Origin of the sequence: Paraburkholderia nodosa DSM 21604, from assembly GCF_000519185.1 — a bacterium.
Classification (GTDB): domain Bacteria; phylum Pseudomonadota; class Gammaproteobacteria; order Burkholderiales; family Burkholderiaceae; genus Paraburkholderia; species Paraburkholderia nodosa.
On the sequence record NZ_JAFA01000010.1, the window covers coordinates 262,281 to 285,304 of the forward strand.

At 62.6% G+C, this 23,024-nt stretch carries 24 protein-coding genes and 1 pseudogene; 18 read left to right on the plus strand and 7 right to left on the minus strand.

Annotated elements, in window-relative coordinates:
• Nucleotides 1-7: 7 nt before the first annotated feature.
• Nucleotides 8-1,711, minus strand: a complete 1,704-nt coding sequence (gene kdpA, locus A3CW_RS0117550) for a potassium-transporting ATPase subunit KdpA (protein ID WP_028204735.1) — start codon at nucleotides 1,709-1,711, stop codon at nucleotides 8-10.
• Nucleotides 1,712-1,858: 147 nt separating this feature from the next.
• Nucleotides 1,859-2,053 carry a K(+)-transporting ATPase subunit F gene (kdpF, locus tag A3CW_RS53325; protein ID WP_081771706.1) on the minus strand — a complete coding sequence of 65 codons (195 nt, stop codon included), beginning with the start codon at nucleotides 2,051-2,053 and terminating at the stop codon, nucleotides 1,859-1,861.
• A gap of 228 nt (nucleotides 2,054-2,281) precedes the next feature.
• Here kdpF and A3CW_RS53330 point away from each other — a divergent pair, with 228 nt between their 5' ends.
• Nucleotides 2,282-2,455 (plus strand): hypothetical protein, encoded by a 174-nt coding sequence (locus A3CW_RS53330; RefSeq protein ID WP_169739108.1) that lies wholly within the window; start codon nucleotides 2,282-2,284, stop codon nucleotides 2,453-2,455.
• A gap of 43 nt (nucleotides 2,456-2,498) precedes the next feature.
• Here A3CW_RS53330 and A3CW_RS0117575 read toward each other — a convergent pair whose 3' ends face one another.
• Nucleotides 2,499-3,122: an ABC transporter ATP-binding protein gene (locus A3CW_RS0117575; RefSeq protein ID WP_028204736.1), complete on the minus strand. Its 624-nt coding sequence runs from the start codon at nucleotides 3,120-3,122 to the stop codon at nucleotides 2,499-2,501.
• An 11-nt stretch (nucleotides 3,123-3,133) separates the two neighbouring features.
• Nucleotides 3,134-4,336: a DUF6136 family protein gene (locus A3CW_RS0117580; protein WP_028204737.1), complete on the minus strand. Its 1,203-nt coding sequence runs from the start codon at nucleotides 4,334-4,336 to the stop codon at nucleotides 3,134-3,136.
• 294 nt (nucleotides 4,337-4,630) lie between these two features.
• Between A3CW_RS0117580 and A3CW_RS0117585 the strand changes: the two genes are divergently transcribed.
• The 12 genes and pseudogenes from A3CW_RS0117585 to A3CW_RS0117640 all read left to right on the plus strand — a co-directional run bounded on the left by A3CW_RS0117585 (nucleotide 4,631) and on the right by A3CW_RS0117640 (nucleotide 16,949).
• A complete protein-coding gene (locus tag A3CW_RS0117585; protein ID WP_028204738.1) occupies nucleotides 4,631-6,982 on the plus strand; it encodes a TonB-dependent receptor in 2,352 nt (783 codons plus the stop codon).
• A gap of 25 nt (nucleotides 6,983-7,007) precedes the next feature.
• Nucleotides 7,008-7,646 carry a MotA/TolQ/ExbB proton channel family protein gene (locus A3CW_RS0117590; protein ID WP_028204739.1) on the plus strand — a complete coding sequence of 213 codons (639 nt, stop codon included), beginning with the start codon at nucleotides 7,008-7,010 and terminating at the stop codon, nucleotides 7,644-7,646.
• A complete protein-coding gene (locus A3CW_RS0117595; protein WP_028204740.1) occupies nucleotides 7,643-8,047 on the plus strand; it encodes an ExbD/TolR family protein in 405 nt (134 codons plus the stop codon). The genes A3CW_RS0117590 and A3CW_RS0117595 overlap by 4 nt, the downstream gene beginning before the upstream one ends.
• A 73-nt stretch (nucleotides 8,048-8,120) precedes the next feature.
• Complete coding sequence (locus A3CW_RS50585) at nucleotides 8,121-8,741, plus strand: energy transducer TonB (protein ID WP_245623675.1); 621 nt, start codon at nucleotides 8,121-8,123, stop codon at nucleotides 8,739-8,741.
• Between the two features lie 124 nt (nucleotides 8,742-8,865).
• Complete coding sequence (locus A3CW_RS0117605; RefSeq protein ID WP_028204742.1) at nucleotides 8,866-9,675, plus strand: helix-turn-helix transcriptional regulator; 810 nt, start codon at nucleotides 8,866-8,868, stop codon at nucleotides 9,673-9,675.
• 122 nt (nucleotides 9,676-9,797) lie between these two features.
• Complete coding sequence (locus A3CW_RS0117610) at nucleotides 9,798-10,724, plus strand: pyridoxal-phosphate dependent enzyme (protein WP_028204743.1); 927 nt, start codon at nucleotides 9,798-9,800, stop codon at nucleotides 10,722-10,724.
• 141 nt (nucleotides 10,725-10,865) lie between these two features.
• Nucleotides 10,866-11,627, plus strand: a complete 762-nt coding sequence (locus A3CW_RS0117615) for a pentapeptide repeat-containing protein (protein WP_245623676.1) — start codon at nucleotides 10,866-10,868, stop codon at nucleotides 11,625-11,627.
• A gap of 106 nt (nucleotides 11,628-11,733) precedes the next feature.
• Nucleotides 11,734-13,377, plus strand: a pseudogene (locus tag A3CW_RS46680) (phospholipase C); the annotation flags it as partial.
• A gap of 521 nt (nucleotides 13,378-13,898) precedes the next feature.
• The gene (locus tag A3CW_RS0117625) at nucleotides 13,899-14,396 is read left to right on the plus strand and encodes a hypothetical protein (protein WP_028204745.1); all 498 of its coding nucleotides are present in this window, start codon (nucleotides 13,899-13,901) and stop codon (nucleotides 14,394-14,396) included.
• 150 nt (nucleotides 14,397-14,546) lie between these two features.
• A complete protein-coding gene (locus A3CW_RS51040; protein WP_154677967.1) occupies nucleotides 14,547-14,948 on the plus strand; it encodes a DUF1488 family protein in 402 nt (133 codons plus the stop codon).
• Nucleotides 14,949-15,206: 258 nt separating this feature from the next.
• Nucleotides 15,207-15,902, plus strand: coding sequence for a phosphatase PAP2 family protein (locus A3CW_RS0117635; protein ID WP_028204746.1), 696 nt, complete (start codon nucleotides 15,207-15,209; stop codon nucleotides 15,900-15,902).
• A 3-nt stretch (nucleotides 15,903-15,905) separates the two neighbouring features.
• On the plus strand, nucleotides 15,906-16,949 hold the full coding sequence (locus tag A3CW_RS0117640; RefSeq protein ID WP_028204747.1) for a tellurite resistance/C4-dicarboxylate transporter family protein: 1,044 nt from the start codon (nucleotides 15,906-15,908) through the stop codon (nucleotides 16,947-16,949).
• A 16-nt stretch (nucleotides 16,950-16,965) separates the two neighbouring features.
• Here the strand turns inward: A3CW_RS0117640 and A3CW_RS0117645 are convergent, their stop codons facing one another.
• The gene (locus A3CW_RS0117645) at nucleotides 16,966-19,065 is read right to left on the minus strand and encodes a serine/threonine protein kinase (protein ID WP_028204748.1); all 2,100 of its coding nucleotides are present in this window, start codon (nucleotides 19,063-19,065) and stop codon (nucleotides 16,966-16,968) included.
• 532 nt (nucleotides 19,066-19,597) lie between these two features.
• Between A3CW_RS0117645 and A3CW_RS0117650 the strand changes: the two genes are divergently transcribed.
• From A3CW_RS0117650 to A3CW_RS53335, 3 genes are all read left to right on the plus strand, one after another.
• Nucleotides 19,598-19,870, plus strand: coding sequence for a hypothetical protein (locus A3CW_RS0117650; protein WP_028204749.1), 273 nt, complete (start codon nucleotides 19,598-19,600; stop codon nucleotides 19,868-19,870).
• A gap of 96 nt (nucleotides 19,871-19,966) precedes the next feature.
• Nucleotides 19,967-20,239, plus strand: a complete 273-nt coding sequence (locus A3CW_RS0117655) for a hypothetical protein (RefSeq protein WP_028204750.1) — start codon at nucleotides 19,967-19,969, stop codon at nucleotides 20,237-20,239.
• Between the two features lie 127 nt (nucleotides 20,240-20,366).
• Nucleotides 20,367-20,582, plus strand: coding sequence for a hypothetical protein (locus A3CW_RS53335; protein ID WP_051481539.1), 216 nt, complete (start codon nucleotides 20,367-20,369; stop codon nucleotides 20,580-20,582).
• Between the two features lie 2 nt (nucleotides 20,583-20,584).
• On the opposite strand, the gene A3CW_RS0117665 is transcribed toward A3CW_RS53335, so the two are convergent.
• Both A3CW_RS0117665 and A3CW_RS0117670 read right to left on the minus strand, forming a co-directional pair.
• Entirely contained in the window at nucleotides 20,585-20,827 is a 243-nt protein-coding gene (locus A3CW_RS0117665) for a hypothetical protein (protein ID WP_028204751.1), read from the minus strand.
• A gap of 58 nt (nucleotides 20,828-20,885) precedes the next feature.
• A complete protein-coding gene (locus tag A3CW_RS0117670; protein WP_028204752.1) occupies nucleotides 20,886-21,353 on the minus strand; it encodes a lecithin retinol acyltransferase family protein in 468 nt (155 codons plus the stop codon).
• 477 nt (nucleotides 21,354-21,830) lie between these two features.
• On the opposite strand from A3CW_RS0117670, the gene A3CW_RS0117675 reads away from it, so the two are divergent.
• Both A3CW_RS0117675 and A3CW_RS0117680 read left to right on the plus strand, forming a co-directional pair.
• Nucleotides 21,831-22,124: a hypothetical protein gene (locus tag A3CW_RS0117675; protein WP_028204753.1), complete on the plus strand. Its 294-nt coding sequence runs from the start codon at nucleotides 21,831-21,833 to the stop codon at nucleotides 22,122-22,124.
• 68 nt (nucleotides 22,125-22,192) lie between these two features.
• The gene (locus tag A3CW_RS0117680; RefSeq protein ID WP_245623677.1) at nucleotides 22,193-22,912 is read left to right on the plus strand and encodes a PP2C family protein-serine/threonine phosphatase; all 720 of its coding nucleotides are present in this window, start codon (nucleotides 22,193-22,195) and stop codon (nucleotides 22,910-22,912) included.
• Nucleotides 22,913-23,024 lie beyond the last annotated feature (112 nt).

A 23,024-nucleotide genomic window follows, 5' to 3' on the forward strand; every position in this document is an offset into this window, starting at 1 on the left:
GGCATCCTTAAAACAAATGTCCATTGGTCAGCATCAGATGCTCGACCACGGGGCCGAGCGCGAGCGCCGGGAAGAAGGTCAGACCACCCACGAGCACCACCACGAACACGAGCAGCGCCGTGAATAGCGGCGTCGCGGTCGGCAGCGTGCCGGGCCCTTCCGGCACGGTCTTTTTCATCGCGAGGGAGCCCGCCACCGCGAGCATGGGCAGCAGCGTGAAATAGCGGCCGAACAGCATGGCGAAGGCAATCGTCGTATTGAAGAACGGCGTGTTCGAATTCAGGCCCGCGAACGCGGAACCGTTGTTCGCCGTGCCCGAGGTGTAGGCGTAGAGGATTTCGCTGAAGCCGTGCGGGCCGGGATTGTTCAGGCTCGCCTGCGTATCCGGCCAGATCGCCGCGAGCGCGGTCAGCACGAGAATCGACGCCGGGTGCGCCAGCACCGCGATCATCACGAGCTTCATCTCGCGCGCTTCGATCTTCTTGCCGAGAAACTCGGGCGTGCGCCCGATCATCATGCCCACCAGAAACACGGTGAGAATCGCGAACGTGATCAGGTTGATGAAGCCGACGCCGTCGCCCCCGAACACGTTGTTGAGCATCATCTCGACGATCGGGATCATGCCGCCGATGGGCATCAGCGAATCGTGCATGGCATCGACGGAGCCCGTCGTCGCGGCCGTCGTCACGCCGACGAACATGCTCGTCTGGGCGATGCCAAAGCGCAGTTCCTTCCCTTCCATGTTGCCGCCGGCCTGCAGTTGACTCGCCTGCTGGTCCACGTGCAACGGTGCGAAGTTCGGATTGCCGCCGTGCTCCGCCCCATAGATCAGCGCCACGCAAACCACGAACATCGCGCTGAACGCGGCAAAGAACGCCCAACCCTGGCGGCGGCGCAGCAGCATGCTGCCGAACGTATAGGTCAGCGCGGAGGGAATCAGCAGCATGCAGAGCATGTGCAGCGTGTTGGTGAGCGGCGTCGGGTTTTCGAACGGATGCGCCGCGTTCATGCCGAAGAAGCCGCCGCCGTTGGTGCCGAGATGCTTGATCGACTCGAGGCTGGCGACCGGCCCCAGCACGATGTGCTGCTGCGCGCCTTCGAGCGTCGTCGCGACCGTCTCGCTCGTGAGGGTCTGCGGCATGCCCTGCCAGACATAGACCAGCGCCATGAGCAGGGAAAGCGGCAGCAGCACGCGATAGAGCACGCGCGTGAAGTCGACCCAGTAGTTGCCGATATCCGCGGCGCTGCGGCGACCAAGGCCGCGTATGAAACCCGCGGCGGCGGCCACGCCGGTTGCGGCGCTGACCATCATCAGAAACGTGATGACAGCCATCTGCGAAAAGTTCGAGAGACTGCTTTCGCCGGAATACGACTGCCAGTTCGTGTTGGTGATAAACGACGCCGCCGTATTGAAGGCAAGATCGGGCGACTGCGCCGCGCGTTGCAGCGAATCGAACGGCAACAGTGCCTGCACGCGCAGCAGCAGGTAGCCGAGCAGCATCATGGCAGCGTTGCTGATGACGAGCGCCAGGCCGTAGTGCTTCCAGGACATCCTGGTATTGGCGTCTACACCGAGCAGGGCGTAGGTCCAGCGTTCCGGCGCAGCGTGACGTTCATGCGTGAACACGCGGGTGAGCCATTTGCCCATGACGACGGCGAGCGCCGTCATGAAGGCGAACAGCAGGATGAACTGCACAAGATCATGAAGCATTGGCGATCCCTCTCAGATCCGGTCCAGACCGATGGTGAACCCCGCGGTCAGTGCGAAGAACCCTGAAAACACCAGCAGGTAGATAAGGTCGTTCATGGCGTGAAATAGTGATTGACGACAGGTGGGTCTTGCCGGCGCGTGCGACGGTCAAAACCTCTCCGGTTTGACGAGTGCGTAGATCAGATAGACGAACAGGCCCGCGGCAAGCAGGCCGGCGAGAGCGGTCATGAGCGAAACCCTCCCGCAGGCAGGGACGCGCCGGCTCGCGGCGTTTGAGGGGGAACGCATCGCGCAGGACGGCGAGGCGTGGATCGGGGCTGGAATGGCATAGGTCGGGCTCACGTTGGAATCGTGGCCTGCACTCTATGCAAAATGATCTAAAGACGGCGCTGAGTTTTGACGGCCGATGTTAAGACCACGTTAAGAGGCCAACGTCGGCCGCGCGCCGTGGCGACGTCAGGCGCGCAATGTGCTTCGACCTATTGCGCCTGGTGAAAGGCGGGTTGATCGCTCTTTCGCCAATGGCGTTGTTTGCACTGCACCCAGGCCGAAATCACAAGGAGAGGAACGATGACCCTGCTCATCTATCTGATCGGATGGATCATTTTTATCGGCGGCGTGGCGTGGGCATTGATGGCGCTGCATGTTGCGCTGCACATCATCGAGATCGTGGCGGTGATACTGCTCGGCGTCGCAGTGATCACGGGCGCCACGCGCGCGCGCAATCGCGACCGGTCGACGTAGCCATAGAGGGCCGAGTCACGGGACTGTGCAGTCCGACTACGCCTCACACGGCCATGCCAAGATCGGCAAAGCTGGTGACTTTCGCTTCGCAAGCGCGCGCAAGCTGCAAATCGTGGCTCGAAAAGAAGACCGTGCTGTCTTTGGCCAGATTCCTGAACAGATCGATGAGAACCGCGCGCGCGGCGGCGTCGAGTCCGTTGCCCGGCTCGTCAGCAATGACGACGGCGGGCTCGCCCAGCATCGTCGCCGCCAGGAATATTTTCTTGCGGGTGCCGAGCGACATCTGCTCGAAGCGCTTCTCGAGGTGCGGAGCGAGGCCGAAGCGGTGCGCAAGATCGAGCGTGCGGGCGTCGACGACTGTCTTCTTTGTTGACGCCACGAGTTCGAGAAACGCCCGGCCCGTCTGGAACGGATACGCCATGCAGTCGTCGGGCACATAGGCCAGCGCGGATTTCGCCTTGAGCGCATCGGTACGCAGCGAATGACCGTCGAGCCAGACCTCTCCTTCGTCGGCGTCGATCGCGCCGGCAAGGATGCCGAGCAGCGTGGACTTGCCGCTGCCGTTTTCATCGCAGAGGGCCACGCATCCAGCGCCGCTGGCGTGATGCAGTCCCTGGAAGATAACGCGCTCGCCAAAGCGTTTGCTGAGGTTTTCGAATCGAAGCATGGTGGAATCAATCAAGTGAACAATGGCCAGACGACAGCGACCCAGACCGCGGCCGACATCGTACCGAGCAGGACGGATTGTCGGGGCGCGTACCGTTGCGGGAGATACAGCAAGGCGATAAGCGGCGCGCCCGAGCACAAGAGCGACGCTGCCGGCCACCACGGCAAAACGCCGTGTGCAACCAGCAGCAGCGGCGCAACGCATGCGAACGGCAGCGCCAGCGCGGCGACCGTCAGCATATCGGCACGAGGCTGCGCCGCCGCTGCAATCGGCAGCGATCGCATGAACTGCCCGGCGCGAAGGTGCGCCGCGCGCAAATCGCGATAGGTCGTCGCGGCGATCAGCGCGATCACGGCCTGCGAAATCAACGTCAGGGGAACGGTGCGCGCGTCGAAATTCCAGAGTCCAAGCAGGAAGCATGTAGAGGCCGTGACGGAACCCATCATCAGGTAGCGTGCGAAGACGCCTGCGGCGCGATCCCACACGATGCCGATCTGCAGCCTCATCACCGGCGAAAGCCCCTGCCCGACATTCGCGCGCACGCAACCCATGACGCGGCGTGAGAGTGCACCACGCCCTCCTGACCGTGAAGTCGAACCAGCCGGTGTATGGGCGATCGCAAACGCTGCGAGCACCAAGGGCATGACCAGCAGCGCGGGCCGGATCGGGTCGCTCGTCTGCAACGCGACGACGAGGATGAGATTGGCGACGACCAATGGAACCGCGTTGCGCGCGCTGCGCGACAGCACAGTCAATTGCCATCCAAGCGTAATCAGCAGCAGGTCGAGAACGAACAGATAGTTGGCGGCCTTCTGAGGCAGAAAGGCCAGCGCGACCGCGGCGGCGAGCACGGGCAAAAACAGCGGCGTACTCGCGACGAGGACGATCGCGATATCGACGGCGCGGCGGCGGCTATGGGAAGTGGGCAACGAATCGAGGAAGGTGGCGAACGCGCCGCCGGTGATGGCGCTACGTTGCGCGAGCACCCACAGCATGCCGACGGCTTCGAGCATGTGCACCCACATGAACCGCCATTCCATGCCATGCGAAGGCGCGAGCGCCGCGAGGACCGGCGCACCGAGAATCCGGGTCTGCGCGAACACAGGCATCGCCGGCAGCAACAGCAGGATTGAAAGCGTCAGCGCCTGCCAATGTCTGCGCAACAGACGAGACGTCGCGAGGGCGTACCAGCGCAGTCGGCAGGACAACATCATCTTTTCAGGTTCCCTTAACGCAGTCGCGAAATCGTGCACGAGGTGGACTCGATATCGTGCCACGCCGGCTGCGGTGCAACAACCGCACTCGCCTTTCGTCGGCACTCTCGCGTCGATTATTTAAAATAACCTACAAATAACTTTCATATTTATTTCTTTACCTGCTTTCGATTTTTTATCCAGTCAACTATGGCGGGATCTAAATGCAATGTTATATCATTTCATTTAGATCCCGCGGCAAGGCGAAGCTTTGTGAGGTACGCGCGGAAAACAATAACGCTTCCAGACCGCATCATGATCCACCGCACACTCATCGCCCGCGCGGCGCTAGTCTCGTTCGCCATGATCACGGCCAGTCAGGCGCAGGCCGCAGACGCCGACACCACACTCAACGGCACAGTGAAGGACACGACCGGGAAGCCGGTGGATCACGCCGCTGTCGTGCTCCAGGATGCGAGCGGCACTCAGGCAGGACAGACCACGACCGATGCGACTGGACACTTCGAACTCCTTCACGTTGCCACGGGCACTTATGCCGTGACCGTAACGGCGCCCGGTTTCGCTGCCGCTTCGCAGATCGCGACCACGGCGCCGGCGAGTCCGGCCAGCGTGGCCGTGGTTCTGGGCAAGGGCGACACGCTCGACGTGCAGGTCAATGCGAAGCGGCTCAACGAGGCACGCAACGGCCTGCTGCCGGAGACGGGCAGCAGCATCTACCGGATCACCCAGGCCGACATCCAGGCCATGCCGCAAGGCGAAAACACGCCGCTGAACCAGGTGCTGCTGCAGGCCCCAGGCGTCGCGGACGACTCATACGGCCAGCTGCATGTACGGGGCGACCACGCCGACCTGCAATACCGGATCAACGGCATTCTGATTCCCGAGCCGATCAGCGGTTTCGGGCAATCGCTCGATACGCGCATCATCGACCAGGTCAATCTCCTGACCGGCGCGCTGCCGGCCGAATACGGCTACCGCACAGCCGGCATCGTGGATATCCGCACCAAATCGGGCGATCTCGGCAATGGCGGCTCGATCGATGTCTATGGCGGCAGCCACCAGACCATTCAGACGAGCGCCGATGTCTACGGCAGCAAGGGCGATTTCAGCTATTTCTTCAGCGGCTCGCTGGGCGAAAACAATCTCGGCATCGAGGCGCCCACCGCGTCGCCGAGCCCGATTCACGATCACACGCGCCAGGGCAATGCCTTCGGGTATATGTCGTACATCATCAACCCGCTCACGCGCGTGAGCGTGATGTTCGGCACGACAGCCAACCAGTTCGAGATCCCGAATACGCCCGGCCTCACGCCAAACTTCATGCTCGCCGGCGTGCCGACGTTCGATTCCGCCAACCTGAACGAAACCCAGTCGGAGCTGAACAACTTCGCGGTCGTCGCGCTGCAGGGGACCAACGGCGGCGCCCTCGACTATCAGGTTGCGCTTTTCACGCGCTATACGCGCACCCAGTTCAACCCGGACCCGGTCGGCGACCTGATCTTCAACGGCGTCGCCTCGCAGGACTTCCACAGCGATACCGCCAACGGCCTGCAGGCCGATACCACGTACCGGCTGAACGACCACCACACGCTGCGCGCCGGCGTGCTCTTTCAGCAGGAGCATGCGAACTTCTGGGACAACGTGACCGTTTTCCCCGCTGACGCCAATGGCAATCAGACTTCGGATGTGCCCTTTACGCTTTCCGATTCGAGCAGCAAGACGGGCTACCTGTACAGCGCGTATCTCCAGGACGAGTGGAAGATCAACGACAGGCTGACCCTGAACTACGGCCTGCGCTATGACGGCATGGACGAATACGTGCAGGCGAACCAGTTGAGTCCGCGCATTGGCGCGGTGTTCAAGCTGACGCCCACCACGACATTTCATGCCGGCTACGCCCGCTACTTCACGCCGCCTTCGTTCGAACTGGTTTCCAGCTCCACCATCAGCCGCTTCAATGGCACGACTAATCAAAGCGAGGTCACACAGAACGATCCGGTGCAGCCCGAGCGCGCCGATTACTTCGATCTTGGCGTGACCCAGCAAATCGGCTCGGATCTCACGTTGGGGCTGGACGCTTACTACAAGAAAGCGCACAACCTGCTCGACCTCGGCCAGTTTGGCGCTGCGCTCATCTATACGCCGTTCAACTACCAGTACGGGCGTGTTTACGGCGTCGAATTCACGGCCAACTACAAGCATGAAAACGTGTCGGCGTATCTGAACCTCGCCTACAGCCGCGCGATGGGCAAGAACGTCACTTCCGCCCAGTTCAATTTCGGCGCGGACGAACTGGCCTATATCAGCAACAACTGGGTATTCCTCGATCACGACCAGCGCGTGACTGCGTCCTTCGGCGGCGCCTACAACTGGCATCGCACCACTTTCACGATGGACGGCACGGCAGGCAGCGGCCTGCGCAACGGCTTTGCCAACACCGGCAAGATGCCCTTCTATGCACAGATCAATCTGGCCGTCATCGAGCATTTCAACCTGCCCGTGGTCGGCAAGATGGATGGGCGTGTCGTGGTGATCAACGCTTTCGGCAGAACTTACGCGTTGCGCGACGGTTCCGGCATCGGCGTGTTCGCGCCGCAGTACGGTCCTTATCGCGCGTTCTATGCCGGCCTGACCAAATACTTTTGACAGAACCAGATAACCGGGTGTTTCCATGCAAGACTGGACAGGAATCATGCAGGCCGCGCGGGTTGGCGGATGGGTCGTTTATCCGCTCACGCTGCTCGCCATCGTTGCGCTCGTCATCACGCTCGATCGCGCCTGGGTGTTCTGGCGCTTCGCGGTCATTCCCGCTGCCCCGCAGGCGCAAGCCCATGCAGCGGACGATCCCGATCGTACCGCCGCGCTTCTGCGACTCCCCCCGCAGCACGCACTGCGCAGGCTGCTCGAACCGTTGATCGGTCACGCGGCAAAGCCCGCATGGTGGATCGAAGCGAGAGCGGGCGCGCTCGCACTCGACGTGCAGCGCGACATGTCGAGAGGCCTGTGGGTGCTCGAAACGATCGTGACAGCCGCACCGCTGCTCGGCCTGCTGGGGACGATCGTCGGCATGATGCATGCGTTCCGGCTGATCGGAAATAGCGGCCTCGTCAATCCCGGCGGCGTCACCGGCGGCGTGGCGCAGGCGCTGGTTGCAACGGCCATCGGTCTCGTGATCGCACTGGTCTCGCTGTTCGCCTTCAACTATTTTTCGAGGCGTATCGACCGGCTCATGGACGAGCTCGAAGCGATCGTCAGCACGTGGCTCAGCAACGTGAGACTCGCACAGGAACACGAGGCGCAAACGTCATGAAGCTGCGCCGTTCCCGGGCATCGAAGCGCGGTCGCATCGAGATCATTCCGATGATCGATGTGATGTTCTTCCTGCTCGCTACTTTCATGCTCGCGTCGCTCACGATGCAGCGGCTCGACGCAGTCAAACTCGATCTGCCGCGCGGCACGGCGCAACCGCTTGCCGCGCAGCAGCCCCTCACGCTCAGCGTAAGCCGCAGCGGACAGATCGCGGTGAACCGCCAGGACGTGCCGCTGAATGACGTAGCGGGAACGATAAAGCGCCTGCTCGCTGCCGATGGAAACGTCGTCGTCGCCGCGGATGCCGGGGCTCCGAACGGGCTGGTCGTGCAGGCCATGCTGCAGGCCCGCCTGGGCGGAGCCGGCCATTTCCTCATTGCGGTCCACCGTGACGAGCCGTAGCATCGCGCGCTTCGTCAGGCTGCTTGACGCGCGCGGCCCGCGAGCCGTGGCCGGATGCGCCGTGGCGCTCGCGGTGTGGACCGCATTCGTCAGTATCTTCGTGGCCGGTCTTGCGGAAAATCCGGAACCCGTCCGTCCGTTGACGCTCGATGCCCGCATGGTAGAGATCATTACGCCGGCGCCGCCTCATCCGCCTACCACGGTCGCACGCCCTGCTCCGAACATCGCAACACCATCGCGCCCTGCGCGCGTGGTTCGGCCGATGAATCGGCCTGCGGCACCGGCTCCCACGCCGTTGCCTGCGCATACCGGATCTCCATTGCCTGCGGCTGCCGCCGCGCCGCCGGCCACCACAACAGCGCATGCCAGCGCCGAAAACGCATCGGCTACCTCCGCCCCCTCTGACACCCGTTCTGCAGCGTCCGGCGATACCACAGCACATCCGCTCATCCAGCCGCTGCCGGTGCTTCCCGATGACCTGCGCGAGTCTGCGTACCAGGCCATCGCGCTAGCTCGCTTCACTATTCATCCGGACGGTTCGGTCGACGTCGCGCTCGTCAGACCCACCCAGAACCCGCGCCTGAACCAGCTGCTGCTGGAGACGCTTCGAAGCTGGCATTTTTTCCCTGCAATGAAGCAGGGGCATCCGGTCGAAAGCGAACAGGACATCCGCGTCCATTTCAATATCGAGTGAGGCCGGCAGCGCGGCTGCTGACATATACTCGTCGTGCCGCGCCGGAAAACGCCTCGAAAGCCTCGACGGCTCGAGTCTGGTGCGGCCCCTTAAATCTGCCGCAATAGTGACTTCGTGATTTGAAATGAGCGATGGCGTGGAGTACAAACGGCTCGTCGACCTTCCTGGACTGGTTCTTGGCACCGGGCGTTTCAAGGCGTTCAATTTCGACCGGCACTACCATCTTGACTATCACGTCGGGCTCGTGACCGAAGGGATTCAGCGCCAATGCGTGAACGGAGAGGCCGTGTTGCTCGGGCCGGGTCGCATCTCCTTGATGCCGCCCGGCGAGATGCATGACGGCGCTGCAGAAAGCGGCCATGCTTATACGCTGAGGACCTTCAGGCTGTCTCAGGACCTGCTGCAAGACGCCATGACCGAGGTAACGGACCCGGATCGCGGGCCCGAGCTGAAAGCCATGATGATCGAAGATCCGACGCTGGCCGCGCGCTTGTTGCAGCTCCACGATGCGATGCGATCGTCGCCGGATGCCTCCTCGCTGTCCGTGCAGTCAGAATGGCTTTCCCTGCTTTATGTCCTGTTTAACCGGTCGGGAGCTATCAAGCCGGTGGCCACTAAAAGCACGCTCTCGCCAATGCATCGGCAACGGCTCAAAGACTATTGCCTGTTCCATCTAGCCGAGAAAATCACGCTCGACGAATTGGCCACCTTGTGCGGTCTAGGGCGCTTTCATTTTTTGCGTCGATTCAAGCAGACGGTCGGCATGACGCCTCACGCCTGGCTGCTGCGTCTGCGACTGGAACACGCGTGCGCCTTGCTGGCACGCGGCAAGCCAACCATCGCCGAAGTCGCCCAGGGCGTCGGGTTCTACGATCAAAGCCATTTCAACCGGGCGTTCCGTCACGCGTTCGGCGTGGCCCCGTCCGCATACTGAGCCGATGGGCCTTCGATCGCCTCGCGCGTCAATTTTTTACAAGCCAGCCATCCCCTTCCTCTTTAGGATCAGCAGAAGTTCGGCAACGGTTGGTCCGATCGCAAACCTGGAAGCCCATCGCAATGAATCTGCACTTTGAAACCCCGTTGGTGGAGTCGCGCGCCTTGAGCGTCCCTGGTGAACACTCCGTGTGGCTGAAGCTCGACGCCTTGCAGCCATGTGGATCATTCAAGATCCGGGGCATCGGCCATGCTTGCGCTGTCCACCAAAGCCGTGGCGCGCAGCGTTTCGTTTCCTCGTCCGGGGGGAATGCGGGTCTTGCCGTGGCTTATGCGGGCCGGCGCCTGGGCATTCCAGTGCTTGTCGTGGTGCCGGAAACGACGACGGAGCGCGCCAAAGAGTTGCTCCGCCTCGAAGGCGCCGAGGTCGTGGTGCACGGCGGTTCCTGGCAAGAGGCAAACCAGTTCGCGCAGACTTTGCTGGGCGCGACGGACGCGTTTCTGCATCCCTTCGACGATCCGCTGCTGTGGCACGGCCATGCCTCGATGATCGATGAAGTGGCCCAGGCCCGCTTCAAGCCGGACGCCGTCGTGCTTTCCGTCGGCGGGGGCGGTCTGCTTTCTGGCGTGGTGGAAGGTCTGCAGCGCAATCGTTGGCACGACGTGCCGGTGTTGGCCGTCGAAACCGATGGCGCCGCGTCGCTCCATGCCGCTATCGAGGCGGGTCATACGGTGGCGTTGCCCTGTATCTCCAGCGTCGCCACTTCGCTCGGCGCGAAGCGGGTGTGCGAGCAGGCATTGCGCTGCGTGCGCGAGCACCCTGTCCACAGCCTCGTCGTGTCGGATTCCAGCGCACTCGCGGCCTGCGAGCGTTTTCTCGCGGATCACCGCATTCTGGTCGAACCGGCTTGCGGCGCAGCGCTGTCTGTCGCCTACGACAGGCATCCGGCATTGGCCAGATACAAGAAGATTCTGGTTGTCGTATGCGGCGGCGCTACGACCACCATCGATCAGATACGCGCGTGGGCTAGCGAGGCAGAAAGCCGATGACCTTGTGCCCGCAACGGCGGAAACGGTAGAATCTTCTCCGCCGAAAATAGAGTGGCAGGTTGGTATCTCCTGCGCCCAGTTGTTGGGTTCTAATTCCGCCGCGGCGTCAACCTTACTTTCACCAAGTTGAGGGGACGCGCTGTGGAGAAGACGCTGCGCACCCCTCAGAATGAGGAGTCTGCACAGATGCGCAGCAATACAAAAGACCCGTCAACCGGAGCCGGAGCGCTGTTCAGCGGATCGACCTTCGACCGCGAAGCGCTGACCCGCCTGCTTCGGGAATGCGGCGACGAACCGACGTTCGAGCATTGCAGTTTCGACGGCGAAGATCTCTCCGGTCTCGATCTCGGCGCCGCCCGATTCACACAGTGCACCTTCGAGCGCACCCTGCTCGAGCACTGCGAACTCGCAAGAAGCCGCTGGTTGGCGTGCAAATGCGCAGCCGCAAGATTTCGCTACGCCAATCTGAGTGACGCGCGTTTCTACCGCAGCGATCTAAACAATACCGATTGGACAGGCTCGAAGCTCGCCTCGGCGGCGTTTACCGAGGTGAAGCTCACCGGCGCCCGCTTTGTCGACGCTCGCACGCTAGGGCTTAGCTTTCACGATTCGCTGCTCGTCGGCGCAGACCTGAAGGGGCTCTCCTTCCGGAAACAAACGCTCGAGGCGCTCAATTTTGCCGACGCGGACCTGTCCGACTGCGACTTTCGCGACGCCGTGTTCGAAGGCGGCAGCCTGAGCAACGCACAGTTACGCAACAGCCGCTTTGACGGCGCAGACCTACGCTCTGTAGACCTAAGCGGTTTTCGACTCTCCGATGTGCTGCAGCATCTCAAGGGCACGATACTCTCCGTCGATCAAGCCGTGATGCTGGTTGGAGACTGCGGCGTGCGCGTGTTGTAGTTCGGCGAGGGCCAGCACGCGCTGGCCTTCGCTTGCGATCCCCACGGCAACGCCAGCCGGGAACTCCCATTGCGCTACGAAGAAACGCAACTTACAGGAGCTCGACATGCACTGGCGTCATTTAGCGCCTGGTTCGCTCATAGCCGCGGCACTCTCATTACCCATTGCGTGGGGTGCGAATGACGACCAGCACATGAATCGGCCGAACGACCTTCATACTGCCACCCCGATCAAGCACCTGGTCGTGATCTATGGCGAGAACGTCTCGTTCGATCACTACTTTGCGACCTATCCGCATGCGGCGAATCCCTCCGACGAACCGGCGTTCAACGCACTGCCCGGTACGCCCAGGGTGAATGGCCTCTCAGGGTCGCTCCTCTCCAGAAATCCGAATGCCACGAATCCGGCCAACGGGGCGGGCGCAGCGAACCCGTTCCGCATCGACCGTACGCAGGCGGCCACCGCCGACCAGGATCACGCCTATGCGGCAGAACAGCAAGCCTACGACAACGGCGCGGTCGACCTGTTCCCGAAGTACACGGGTAAAGGGACGAGCAACAGCGCCAGTGAGTCTGGAAGCAATCGCGAGGTGATGGGCTATTACGACGGCAACACGGTCACTGCGCTGTGGAACTACGCGCAGCGCTTCGCGATGAGCGACAACGCCTGGTCGTCGACCTATGGCCCCTCGACGCCGGGCGCCCTGGAGGTGGTCTCGGGTCAAACCAACGGCGTGAGACCCGTGCTGACGACGAAAAAGCCTTCGGCTCCAGGCTCCTACTACGTGAACGACGGACAGGGCGGCTTCACGCTGATCGACGACGTCGATCCCGCCTTCGACAAATGCTCGAGCAAGCGCGACACCGTCATGATGACGGGCAGGAATATCGGCGACCTCTTGAATGCGCGCAATATTTCGTGGGGCGGCTTCATGGGCGGCTTCAATCTCGAGACCGTGAACAGCAACGGCACGACCGCGTGCAGGCGCAGCACGCTATCGGAAGTCGTCGGTTCGGCCACCGTGGACTACGTGCCGCACCACAACTGGTTCCAGTACTACGCGTCGACGTCGAATCCAAAGCATTTGCGTCCGGGTTCTATCGAGGCGATCGGGCACACCCTGGAAAACGATGGACGGACCCCGGACCCCGCCAATCATCAGTACGATTCCGACGACTTCTTTGGCGCTGTGAGCGCCGGGAATTTTCCGGCCGTGAGCTTCCTCAAGGCCCCGTCGTTCCAGGACGGTCACGCCGGCTATTCGGATCCACTCGACGAGCAGGCTTTCGTCGCGAAGGTCGTCAACTTCCTGCAGCGCCAGCCGGACTGGACCCGCACCGCCATCGTCGTGACGTGGGATGACTCGGATGGCTGGTACGACCACGCTTATGCATTGCCAACGAGCGCGTCATACGATTCGTTCGCCGACCACCTCAACGGCCAGGGAAAATGCGGTAACGGCGCCGCGCAGGACGGCGTGAACGGCAAACCTGTGAACGGCCGCTGCGGCCCGGGTGCACGCATTCCGTTTCTCGTCATTTCGCCCTGGGCGAAGGAGAATTACGTCGACCATACGTTGATCGACCAGTCGTCGGTCGTTCGCTTCATCGAGGACAACTGGCTCGACGGAGAACGTATCGGCGGCGGATCGTTCGACAGCAAGGCAGGCAGCATCATGGGCATGTTCGATTTCAGCCGCCGTGGCGCCGAGCTCGCTCAGCGCAAGCTGTTTCTCGATCCGCCGACGGGGCTGCCAGTCGACCAGCCTGCGAAGGTCTGGCGCGAGGCAGCACGGAATTCGAGAGCTCTCACCATTGCAGTTTTGATTTCGATTCAAGACAAGGGTAAACGATGCAGTGCGCGCCATTTCTACACTGCCTTCTTGTAGATATGTCAACGCGCCTTTGCCCTTCTCTTCCCTGGTTTTTCGGCCTCTCGATAGTTCATATGGTTGATTTGGAATCCAAATCTGTCTTACCTTCATTTGCTCGCTGCTACGCGGCCGCCCCCGCGCGCCACCAACGCTATGGTTGATTGTGGCTTCGGTCACAGCGTGAGATAAAAACGTGGCGCTATGTATCAACCGAATAACGCCTCGTCTTTACACAGACCCTTGCAAATTTTTCTGGCGCAGGAGAGGGAACGACGATTGCACCACAAGCAATGCGCGTTGCCGTGAACGCCGATTGCCAGATGACCCACAGAGACCCAGACGGCTTTTGGAGATGCGCAACGCGATGCGGGACATTTTGCATGAGCGGGGGCTCTTCTATGTCGAACCGACACGAGACCTCTCCTGCCGAAACGGGGGAGGTCCTGGTACTGGTGGGCGCCGCCTTCGCTGTGCTTGGCGGCTGGCTCGTCGCAATGGGTTCCACGCCCTACTACGTCGTCACCGGCCTCGCGCTGATCGGCTCGGGTACCCTCATGGTGCGAAGCCGCTCGGCAGGCGTCTGGAGCATCTTTTTCACGCTCGTCGCGGCACTCGTCTGGTCGATCTCCGAAGTCGGGCGCAACGGCTGGAAGCCCATGCCGCGCCTGCTGTTGCTTGCTTTGCTCGGCATCTGGTTCTACCTCAACATCGTCGTCGGCAATTCGATGATCGCGCGTCCCGTACGCGTTGTGGCCAGCGTCGCGGCAGTTGTCTATGCGCTCACGATCGTCGGCATGTTCTCGCCCAAAGTGCCCATGTCGGTGGCGCAACACCTTCGCTACGGACCGCTATCGCCGCCCCACAACAGCAGCGCGTCGTCCGATCAGGGCAACTAGCACCGCCCGACATCTTTGCCGGGAACGATATAAGAATTGATTTCGATTCAATCGGCGAGATCATGATGCGCGTTCTTTCAGGCTTCATTAGACAAGTGGGGAACACCAGTTGCTTGAAGGCAGGTCCGGAAGTCACAGAGGTAAGCCATCGTGCTCATACAATTTCCAGATGAAGATGCCTTCTACCATTCGAGCGGCACAGTCCGCTATCGCGCCGTCGTCGACGGCACGCCGGTCATGTGCGAAATATCGCCGGAGGCCCTTGAAGACTGTTTTCATGCGCGCGCCGGTCGCGCTGGTCTGTTAGCGGCCTTCTCAGCACATAGGAAGGATATCGAATCAATTACAAGGCACATTCTTCCACACCGGATCTCTTCCGGACGCTGCCAGATTTTCTTGCGTGACTGCCTGCGCAAGCCAGCTACGATCGAAGCAGACGTCAGGCACAACAGGGGAATCGTGGAAGCTGCCCGACGCAATGCAGCGGTAATCGCGAGTGCATGCATAACCCCGGACATGAACGTACTCGAGGCCGGAAGTGCGTTGACTTGATGGCACGCTCTGCGATGCAAGGCCCTTGAATGCGAATGCCGCCAATGAGTCCTTGACGCACTGCAGTGTGATCGAAGGCACGCTATATGCGCACGTTCGAAGTTGCATCGCAGCAGCTCACCGCTGCGAACTGCTTTCACCGTGTGCGCTGGCTTGACAAGAAGATGAACAACGCCTTGCGTATGTGGCACGGAGGCGGTTGAGGATTCTGTTCGAGACCGCCCTTCTCACGAATTCATCAGCGGGATGGCCACAACAATGAACAGCTTCGATACCGTCATTCTGGGAGCCCTCACCCAACTGCAGCTTCCTCCCCAGGTCAATTACGCCATTGGGGTAATTGCCGACTTCTATACGTTCAAGGGCTATTTGTTGATCCCGCTGTTGTGGTGGATCTGGTTCCAGCCACACGAGCGGCGCGGCTGGCGCCGCGAGATCGTACTCGCGACGTTGGCAAGCGGCCTGATTGCGCTGGCGGTGGGACGCCTTCTTGCGCGCGCTCTGCCGTACCGGGAACGGCCGCTATTCACACCGGGCCTGAATCTGCATTTCGCCTCGTCGCCCGTGCAGCTCGCCGGGCTGATGCACTGGAGTTCCTTTCCAAGCGATCACGCCATGCTGTGGGCGGCGGTGGCGATGGGGATCTTCCTCGTCTGGCGAGGCATCGGCATTCTTGCGTTCTTGTCTGTCGCGGCATTCGTCTGCTTTCCGCGGGCCTATCTGGGTTATCATTACCCCACGGATTTGCTCGTCGGCGCCTTGATCGGCATCGTGATTACCTGGATCATGACGCGCAGAGCAGTGAGAAGGCGCACCGTCAAGCCCTTCATGCGCTACGTCATGCGCTACCCCGGGCCGATTGCGGCGCTCGGTTTTCTGCTCTGTTTCGAGCTGGTCACGCAGTTCGACGATCTTCTGCGGCTCGCCCATTCGGTACTGCACACGGTGACTTGACGGATGCCGGCGTCGAACCCACGCCAACCCTGGTTGCAGGCTTTCCCGCCCACCGCCTTCGCGATGGTAATGGCGACCGCCATCGTCTCGATCGCAGCGCATCTACTGGGCTACGACATTATTGGGTGGCTTCTTCTCGGCATCAATGCCGCGGCGTGGCCCGGATTGCTTGCCATCACGCTGTGCCGACTCGTACGTTATCCGCGCGCGGTGCATGCCGATATCGTCGATCACGGCCGCGGACCAGGCTTTCTCACGGTCGTTGCAGCGACGGCTGTGCTCGGCAGCCAACTTTCGGTCTATCACGTCCTGCCAGGCGCGGCACGGTGGTTCCTCGGTCTTGCGGCCGCGCTCTGGCTCGCTGTCGCGTATACGTTTCTCGCTGCCATGACCATTGGCCAACGAAAGCCCGGCCTGCACGCCGGGCTCAACGGAACGTGGCTGCTGCTGGTCGTTGCAACCGAATCGATCGCGGTCCTGGCCATTGCCGTCTCGCGCATGAACGGCGAGAGCGTGCCGCTGCTCGATCTGCTCGCGCTCGGGGCGTGGCTGCTCGGCGGCGTCCTGTACATGATCCTCATCACGCTCATTTTCTACCGGTGGTGCTTCGTGCCCATGACGGCTGCGGACCTCACGGAACCGTGGTGGATCAACATGGGAGCGATGGCCATTACCACGCTGGCTGGCAGCCGTCTCATTCTTGCCGGGCATACCCTCGCCGCGTGGCCCGGCGACGACCTGTTCGTGCTGCGGGTCCTGACCACGGCGTGCTGGTTCACGGCAACGTTCTGGATTCCCCTGCTTGCCGCTCTCTACATCGAGAAGCACGTCATCATCGGCGAGCCCGTTCGGTATACGGCGGCGGAATGGTCCGTCGTCTTTCCGCTCGGCATGTACTCTGCCGCGACCTGGTTGTTTGCCGAGGCCACCGGGTTTCACGTTCTTGCTTATGTGGCCTACGTCACCGTGCTCGCCGCCTTCGTCGCGTGGACGCTGGCTTTGTTCGGACTGCTGCGCGCTGCGATCCGGTCGGTCAAGGGAAGATGATGAAACTGGCAGTCACCTACTGCGAATCACTGCGGGCGTGTGTCGTGATCTGCACGAAATCGGCCACGATATGCCCTGCGCCATAGTGCGCTTCCATCTGCTTCAACTGCTGCCCGACCGCCGCAAGGTAAGCCGAGCGAGACTCCGAAGCCGGGCGCAGGCCATCGAACAACGGCGCTGGCGTGATCAGCAAAACGATCATCTCCGTGCCGAACGGCTTGTCCACTAACCAGTATCCCGATCCCCCGACCGTCGCCGAGAAGCCGGCCGGCGCCTGGTTGTCGCGCTCGACATTGCTGGGAACCAGATGCACGACACTGCCGTCGAGCGCGAAGTAATCCACGTTGACGTATGACTCGTAATGCGGCGTGGTGATATCGACGATGAGCGGCATGCCCTGCGTCAGGCGCGCGTCGAGTGGCCGGGTATGGATCGTCGCGCCGCCGCCGGCCAGATGGTTGGCGCGCCAATACGGCGCGAACGCGCTCACGACTTCGCAGTTGTGGTTCTCCACCGCGGTCACTTCGAGTTTCGCGGCCTGCCCGCCGGGCGTTTGCGCGAGCGCGTCGTGAACGTGCGCCATGTTCTCGCCCGTATTGGCGAAGCCGCGCACCTGGACCACGTGCTCGGGCAGCGACGCCGCAAGCGCCGAGCACGGAATGCGTGCGAGCGTCGTGTTCAGCGCGGCGATCGACGCCGCGTCGGCCACCGGCGCGCTCGATGCCGGAGCCGCTGCAACCGCGCTCGCGGCAGGCACGCTCGCGACAACCGCCGCTGGCACTGCGGCAAGCACCGGCGAGGCAGGCGCCTCCGAGGCCGCCTTCGTCGCGCTAGCGGGCGCCATGGCGGCCATGGAGGGCCTGGCGCCAGTTTGCCCGTGCCCGGAAAGCACGCGATACCCCACCCATAACCCCGCAGCCACGACGACCGCGCCCACGCCGATGGCGCCGACCCGCGCGCCCGGGAACGCCGGTGCATGCGTGAGCACGCCCATGCCCTCGAGAAACTGATTGACGCTCGCGGTGCGCGAGGCGCGGTCAAACGAAAGCGCCGCGCTCAAGGTGCGCCATTGACCACGATCGAGCCCAGGCGGCCGCTCGGCGCGCATCTTGTCGCTGCGTGCCTGCGTGGCCGATTTGCGGTTGAACGGATGCTTGCCCGTGAGCAGTTCGTAGGTCACACAGGCGAGCGCGTAGACATCGTCGCGCGGGTCCGGCTCCCGATGCTCGAACATCTCCGGGCTCGCATAGGCCGGCGTGATGCCGCCGAGCGTCGCGGGATCGAACACGGTGACGTCGGGATCTTCTTCGGGCCGCTGGAACACGCGCGCAATGCCGAAGTCGATCACTTTCACATCGCCGCCGTCGGTGAGGAAAACGTTGGCGGGCTTGAAGTCGCAATGCACGAAGCCGCGCTCGTGCGCGTAGGCCAGCGCCTGCCCCATCCCGGCAATGATGGGCCGCGCCTTTTCGAACGACATACCCGCGAAATCGGGCGCGCGCAGCAGTTTGCTGAGCGGCTTGCCCGACAGATATTCCATCGTGAGGTAGACGAGCGGCCCGTCGCGGTCGAAGTCGTACACCGTGACGATATTGCGGTGGGCCAGCGTCTGCGCCTTGCGGGCCTCGCGCTGCAGCGCGATCAGCGAAGTCGGCTGGCCGCGGAACTGCACGTTCAGCACCTTGATCGCGATATAAGGTTTTCGGTCCGAAGCTTCCAGCTTGCGCAAATCGAGCGCCTTGTAGACGGTGCCCATGCCGCCCACGCCCAGACATTCTTCGAGCACGAAGCGTCCGTTGAGCGTGTCGCCGATCCCCTTCAGGTGTTCCGCGTCGTCGCCCGTGGTCGCGGATCGCGCAGCGGCAAGGGCTTCGTGGATGCGAGTGGAGTCGTCGACGGCCGCCGCGTTGTCCTGGCTGTGTTCGATGCGGCGCAGGACCTCGGCATACACGGCATCGGGCAGCGGATGGACGGTTTGCGTCGCGTCCACCGCTTCGCGCAGGCGAGCGCAATTGGCCGCGTCGACCGCGAGCACGTGGTCGATCTCGGCGAAGAACGCCTCGCGTGAGAGCGCCCCGCTCTGGAATGTCTGGATCAGCTGCGCAAGGCTCATCATTCGTATGCCTTCAACTCAGCTTCAGGATGGCCGAGGCGCTTCGGGTCACACGTTCACGGCGCACGATCGCGCCGCGCGTGGCTGCTGCCGCGATCCCCGTCGAGTCCGCTGCAACGCGGTCCCGTCATCTTTAAAGCATACAGAGTCGCCGCCGGATCTGCGCGCACCGTGATCTCAGCCGGCGCACGCGCTTGCAACCATACAACAAGGTCTGATGAGAGATTAATCTGCGGCAACGCCCAGTGCAATCGGTGCCTGAGCCTGGCCTCAAGGCTCGCACGTGTTGCCACGAATCCAACGGCCGCGCCACGCGCTGTTGGGCTCGCCCCATCAGCGTTTTCACGCGGGAGCGCTGCCAGCTGTCCTGCACCCACCCGGCGGCTTGCCGCAAAGCCCCGTCGCACAAGGCGTCGAGCGGTTTGTGGCGTGCGCGCGAAGCCGCTGGCACACCCTGTGCATTAAGAGGAGCGAGCCCGCAAGATACTGCAGCTCAATCGCCAACTACCCCGTACTGCCCTCCTGGAGAACTGTCATGAGCAAGCTGATGATCGCCGACCTGAGCGTCGCGCAAGAACTCGACCGCAAAGCAATGAGCGCCGTTCGCGGCGGCGGCGGCCTGAGCCTCTGGCCCGGCTACTACCCGGCGCCGTCGTTCAAGTACGACACGACGAACTTCAACGCCCAGCAGTTGATCGGCCAGACGAACACCATCGAGAACAACGTGGGCAACGACGTCGCCTTCGCGCAGAACATCCACGCGACGGTCAACCCGGTGCAGACGGCCCACAACACGATCAACTTCTGATCGTCCCGCCGGCGGCGCGGCCGCGCCCTGCTTTCATGCGCGTGCCGTGCCCGCCCGGGTTCATCCGCCCTATTCATCAGCAACTGGAGGCTCATCATGAGTTCCCTCGTTATCCGCGAGCTGGCTCCCGGAACGGCACTCGACCGCCGCGCCATGACAGCCGTACGCGGCGGCAACAGCAGCTCCTACGGTGGCTACGGCCCGATTGCCAACATCACCGTCTCGCCGAACATCGTGCAGAACATCTCGCAGGTTCAGGTGGTCGACGTCGCCGCGCTCAACAACATCGGTTATATCGGCGCAGGCTTCGGGCCGCTGAATCTCAAGGTCAATCCCTCGCAATACGCGAACACCGGCGTGACGTTTTAGCCGCTGCCGCGAAGGGAAAATGCAGACGGCGCCGTGAGGCGCCGCCTGCTTGTTTACGTGCGCCGCGCGCCACCGCCTATACTCAAACGACACCCCTCTAGCCCAATCCGCTCTCGTGGAGCAGACCATGAGCATTATCGTCATCAAGGACCTTCCGGAAAGCGTGGAACTGGACAGGCAGGCAATGGCCGCGATCGTGGGCGGCGCCCGCGTCGCCTCGCAGCGCACGCTACTCGTGCCGCGGCCATTTATCGGCGTGCGTGTGGAGATCGAAGGCTCGCCCGCCCAGCGAGGGCCGGCAACCCTCCCCACGGCGCGGCCCCGCCCGACACTGCTGCGCTGAATTCAAGCAGCGCGCGCGGTCATGGCCGGACGCGTGCTGGCAGGCGGAAATACGCACCACGTGCCGTCGTCGTGACGGAAGAAGAAGATTGCAATCGTGCGCGCGGGATGCACCGCTTCTACGCAGACATAGCGCAGCCGTTGCTCCTGCGTGCGGCTGAAACGCACCACGCGGGCCGGCACGCGCGCGTTGGGTGCGAGCCACTTGTCGACGAGGGTGCGCAGCGAGGTTTCGGCGGAATTCATGACGGTCTCCGATGCAAGTGGCGAGGCGTGTCGTATTGGTCTCGACCGGATACGGCGTTCACACCGCGTGCGCGGCGTACGCGCCGCGGAGGGCCTGCACGCGGCGCGCGTGAACCAGTGCGCGCACCACGCGCAAGCCGGCCAGCGGATGGGCGATGCAGGTGCGGACCTGGTCGCTGCGGCCCTTGCCGTCCACGCACCAGGTGCAGAAGTGTTCACAGTTGTTGCTGAGCAGGCGGTAGCGGTCTTCGCCGAGACGCGAGCGCGCACGCGCCACGGCTTCGCGGCCCACGAAGGCCGCGCACGGATGCGCGACGACGGCGACTTCGTAGCCGGCCGCGAAACGTTCGAGCGTGACCTCTTCGATCGGACCGCGATGCAGCGACACGCACAAACCGGCGTAATGGACGACGCGCCCGCCACCGACATAGATACCGTGATGGCTGTAGCCCGCGCGACGCGACACGAGATGCGCGCCGAGCGGCGGTTCGTCTGCGTGCAACGTCGGTTGGAGGTCGGGGCTCATGGCTGCATCCGTCTGGCTGATTGCCGGCTTCCAGTGCTGCTCGACGGTTTGCCGGTTGCCAACTACCCTGCATCAGATATGCCAGGCGCCCGATCACGGTTCTATAAGGCGTAGCGGGCGAACATGCGTGCTGGAGGCGCCCGTGTGTCGCCGGCTCACCAACTCGAGCGCTTCGATTGTGTCGGTGCCGAACCATCAGTTCGCCGCCAAACCGGCTCACGAAGTGCGATTGCGTATGTGTCGGAGTCCTGATGACGACGGGAAACCAACGTGTTGGCGAGCGCACGACCATTGCACTGCGGACTTGTGAGACGCGGGCTGGCGCGGAGCGCGCTGCGCAAGCGCTACGTCATATGGGGCAAGCCTCACGGGGAGATGGCGCGCGAGCGCCGCGTTTCGCCGAAAAATGGCATGCTGCTTGCAAGGTATGGTCGGAACGCCGCGCGCCCGCGGCCATCATCTTGACGGAGACCTGTCATGACCTCGCTCGCCATCACCGACCTTCACCTGCAGTGCGATCTTGACCGCAAGGCCATGTCGTTTATCCGGGGCGCAGGCGCGCCGTGGGTATTCGGCTGGATACAGCCTTACGAGCCCGCGCAGCCTTCGCCGCTCGGATCGATCATCAACCTCTACCAGACCAACAACACGTTTTACGCGAATCAGGTCGTCAATCAGTACCAGACGCTCGACGTGACCAATTCGGCGTCGAACTCGAACGTTGCGGTAAACGTGGGCCAGAACGGCAGGAATAACGGACTCGTCGCGTAGCCTATGGAGGCTCGATCGTGACAGGCGGATTGTTATGGAGCTCGGCATCGCGCACGGACGTAGGCCGTGTGCGTGCGCTCAACGAGGATGCATGTCTCGATCAGCCCCAGCGGGGCTTGTGGGCAGTGGCCGACGGCATGGGCGGGCACACGGCGGGAGATCTGGCCAGCGGCATGATCGTGCGCGCGCTTGGGGCGCTTGTCGTGCCCAACGCGCTCACCAGTTTCTCGGCCACGGCGCGCGGCACGCTGCAGACGGTGAATCACCAGTTGCGCGAAGAAGCGGCGCGGCGCGGGGTTCGCATGATTGGCAGCACCGTTGCCGTGCTGATGGCGAAGGGGCGCGAAATTGGCTGGTTATGGGCGGGCGACAGCCGCATCTATCTGTATCGCGATGCGCAGCTCGAACCGCTCACGACTGACCATAGTTACGTGGCGGAGCTACAGGCGCAGGGGCATTTGAGCGCTGAAGCGGCGCGCCACCATCCATCGCAGCATTTGATAACACGGGCCGTCGGTGCGGCAGACTGGCTTGATCTGGACGAAGGCCGCATCGTCGTGCGCGACGGAGACCTCTTTTTGCTGTGCAGCGACGGCCTGAGCAATGAAGTGCAGGCGCCCGAGATGGTGCGGGCGCTCGAGGCTGGCGATTGCCAGCATGTGACTGATTTGCTCGTTGAGATGGCCTTGCAGGCCGGGGGGCGCGATAACATCACGGCTGTGGTCGTGAGGGTGGATGATCCGGGTGCGTCGGATCGGACGCTGGTTAATCCTGCTGTTGGGCGTTAGCTTTTGGTTTTTGGTTTTGTTTTTGGCCTTTGGCTTTTGGTTTTTGGCTTTTGGCTTTTGGCTTTTGGCTTTTGGCTTTTGGCTTTTGGCTTTTGGCTTTTGGCTTTTGGCT

Coding starts and splice junctions, on each gene's coding strand:
- kdpA (WP_028204735.1), bottom strand. CDS start 1,711: ATGCTTCATGATCTTGTGCAGTTCATCCTGCTGTTCGCCTTCATGACG.
- A3CW_RS53330 (WP_169739108.1), top strand. CDS start 2,282: ATGACCCTGCTCATCTATCTGATCGGATGGATCATTTTTATCGGCGGC.
- A3CW_RS0117575 (WP_028204736.1), bottom strand. CDS start 3,122: ATGCTTCGATTCGAAAACCTCAGCAAACGCTTTGGCGAGCGCGTTATC.
- A3CW_RS0117580 (WP_028204737.1), bottom strand. CDS start 4,336: ATGATGTTGTCCTGCCGACTGCGCTGGTACGCCCTCGCGACGTCTCGT.
- A3CW_RS0117585 (WP_028204738.1), top strand. CDS start 4,631: ATGATCCACCGCACACTCATCGCCCGCGCGGCGCTAGTCTCGTTCGCC.
- A3CW_RS0117590 (WP_028204739.1), top strand. CDS start 7,008: ATGCAAGACTGGACAGGAATCATGCAGGCCGCGCGGGTTGGCGGATGG.
- A3CW_RS0117595 (WP_028204740.1), top strand. CDS start 7,643: ATGAAGCTGCGCCGTTCCCGGGCATCGAAGCGCGGTCGCATCGAGATC.
- A3CW_RS0117605 (WP_028204742.1), top strand. CDS start 8,866: ATGAGCGATGGCGTGGAGTACAAACGGCTCGTCGACCTTCCTGGACTG.
- A3CW_RS0117610 (WP_028204743.1), top strand. CDS start 9,798: ATGAATCTGCACTTTGAAACCCCGTTGGTGGAGTCGCGCGCCTTGAGC.
- A3CW_RS0117625 (WP_028204745.1), top strand. CDS start 13,899: ATGTCGAACCGACACGAGACCTCTCCTGCCGAAACGGGGGAGGTCCTG.
- A3CW_RS0117635 (WP_028204746.1), top strand. CDS start 15,207: ATGAACAGCTTCGATACCGTCATTCTGGGAGCCCTCACCCAACTGCAG.
- A3CW_RS0117640 (WP_028204747.1), top strand. CDS start 15,906: ATGCCGGCGTCGAACCCACGCCAACCCTGGTTGCAGGCTTTCCCGCCC.
- A3CW_RS0117645 (WP_028204748.1), bottom strand. CDS start 19,065: ATGATGAGCCTTGCGCAGCTGATCCAGACATTCCAGAGCGGGGCGCTC.
- A3CW_RS0117650 (WP_028204749.1), top strand. CDS start 19,598: ATGAGCAAGCTGATGATCGCCGACCTGAGCGTCGCGCAAGAACTCGAC.
- A3CW_RS0117655 (WP_028204750.1), top strand. CDS start 19,967: ATGAGTTCCCTCGTTATCCGCGAGCTGGCTCCCGGAACGGCACTCGAC.
- A3CW_RS53335 (WP_051481539.1), top strand. CDS start 20,367: ATGAGCATTATCGTCATCAAGGACCTTCCGGAAAGCGTGGAACTGGAC.
- A3CW_RS0117665 (WP_028204751.1), bottom strand. CDS start 20,827: ATGAATTCCGCCGAAACCTCGCTGCGCACCCTCGTCGACAAGTGGCTC.
- A3CW_RS0117670 (WP_028204752.1), bottom strand. CDS start 21,353: ATGAGCCCCGACCTCCAACCGACGTTGCACGCAGACGAACCGCCGCTC.
- A3CW_RS0117675 (WP_028204753.1), top strand. CDS start 21,831: ATGACCTCGCTCGCCATCACCGACCTTCACCTGCAGTGCGATCTTGAC.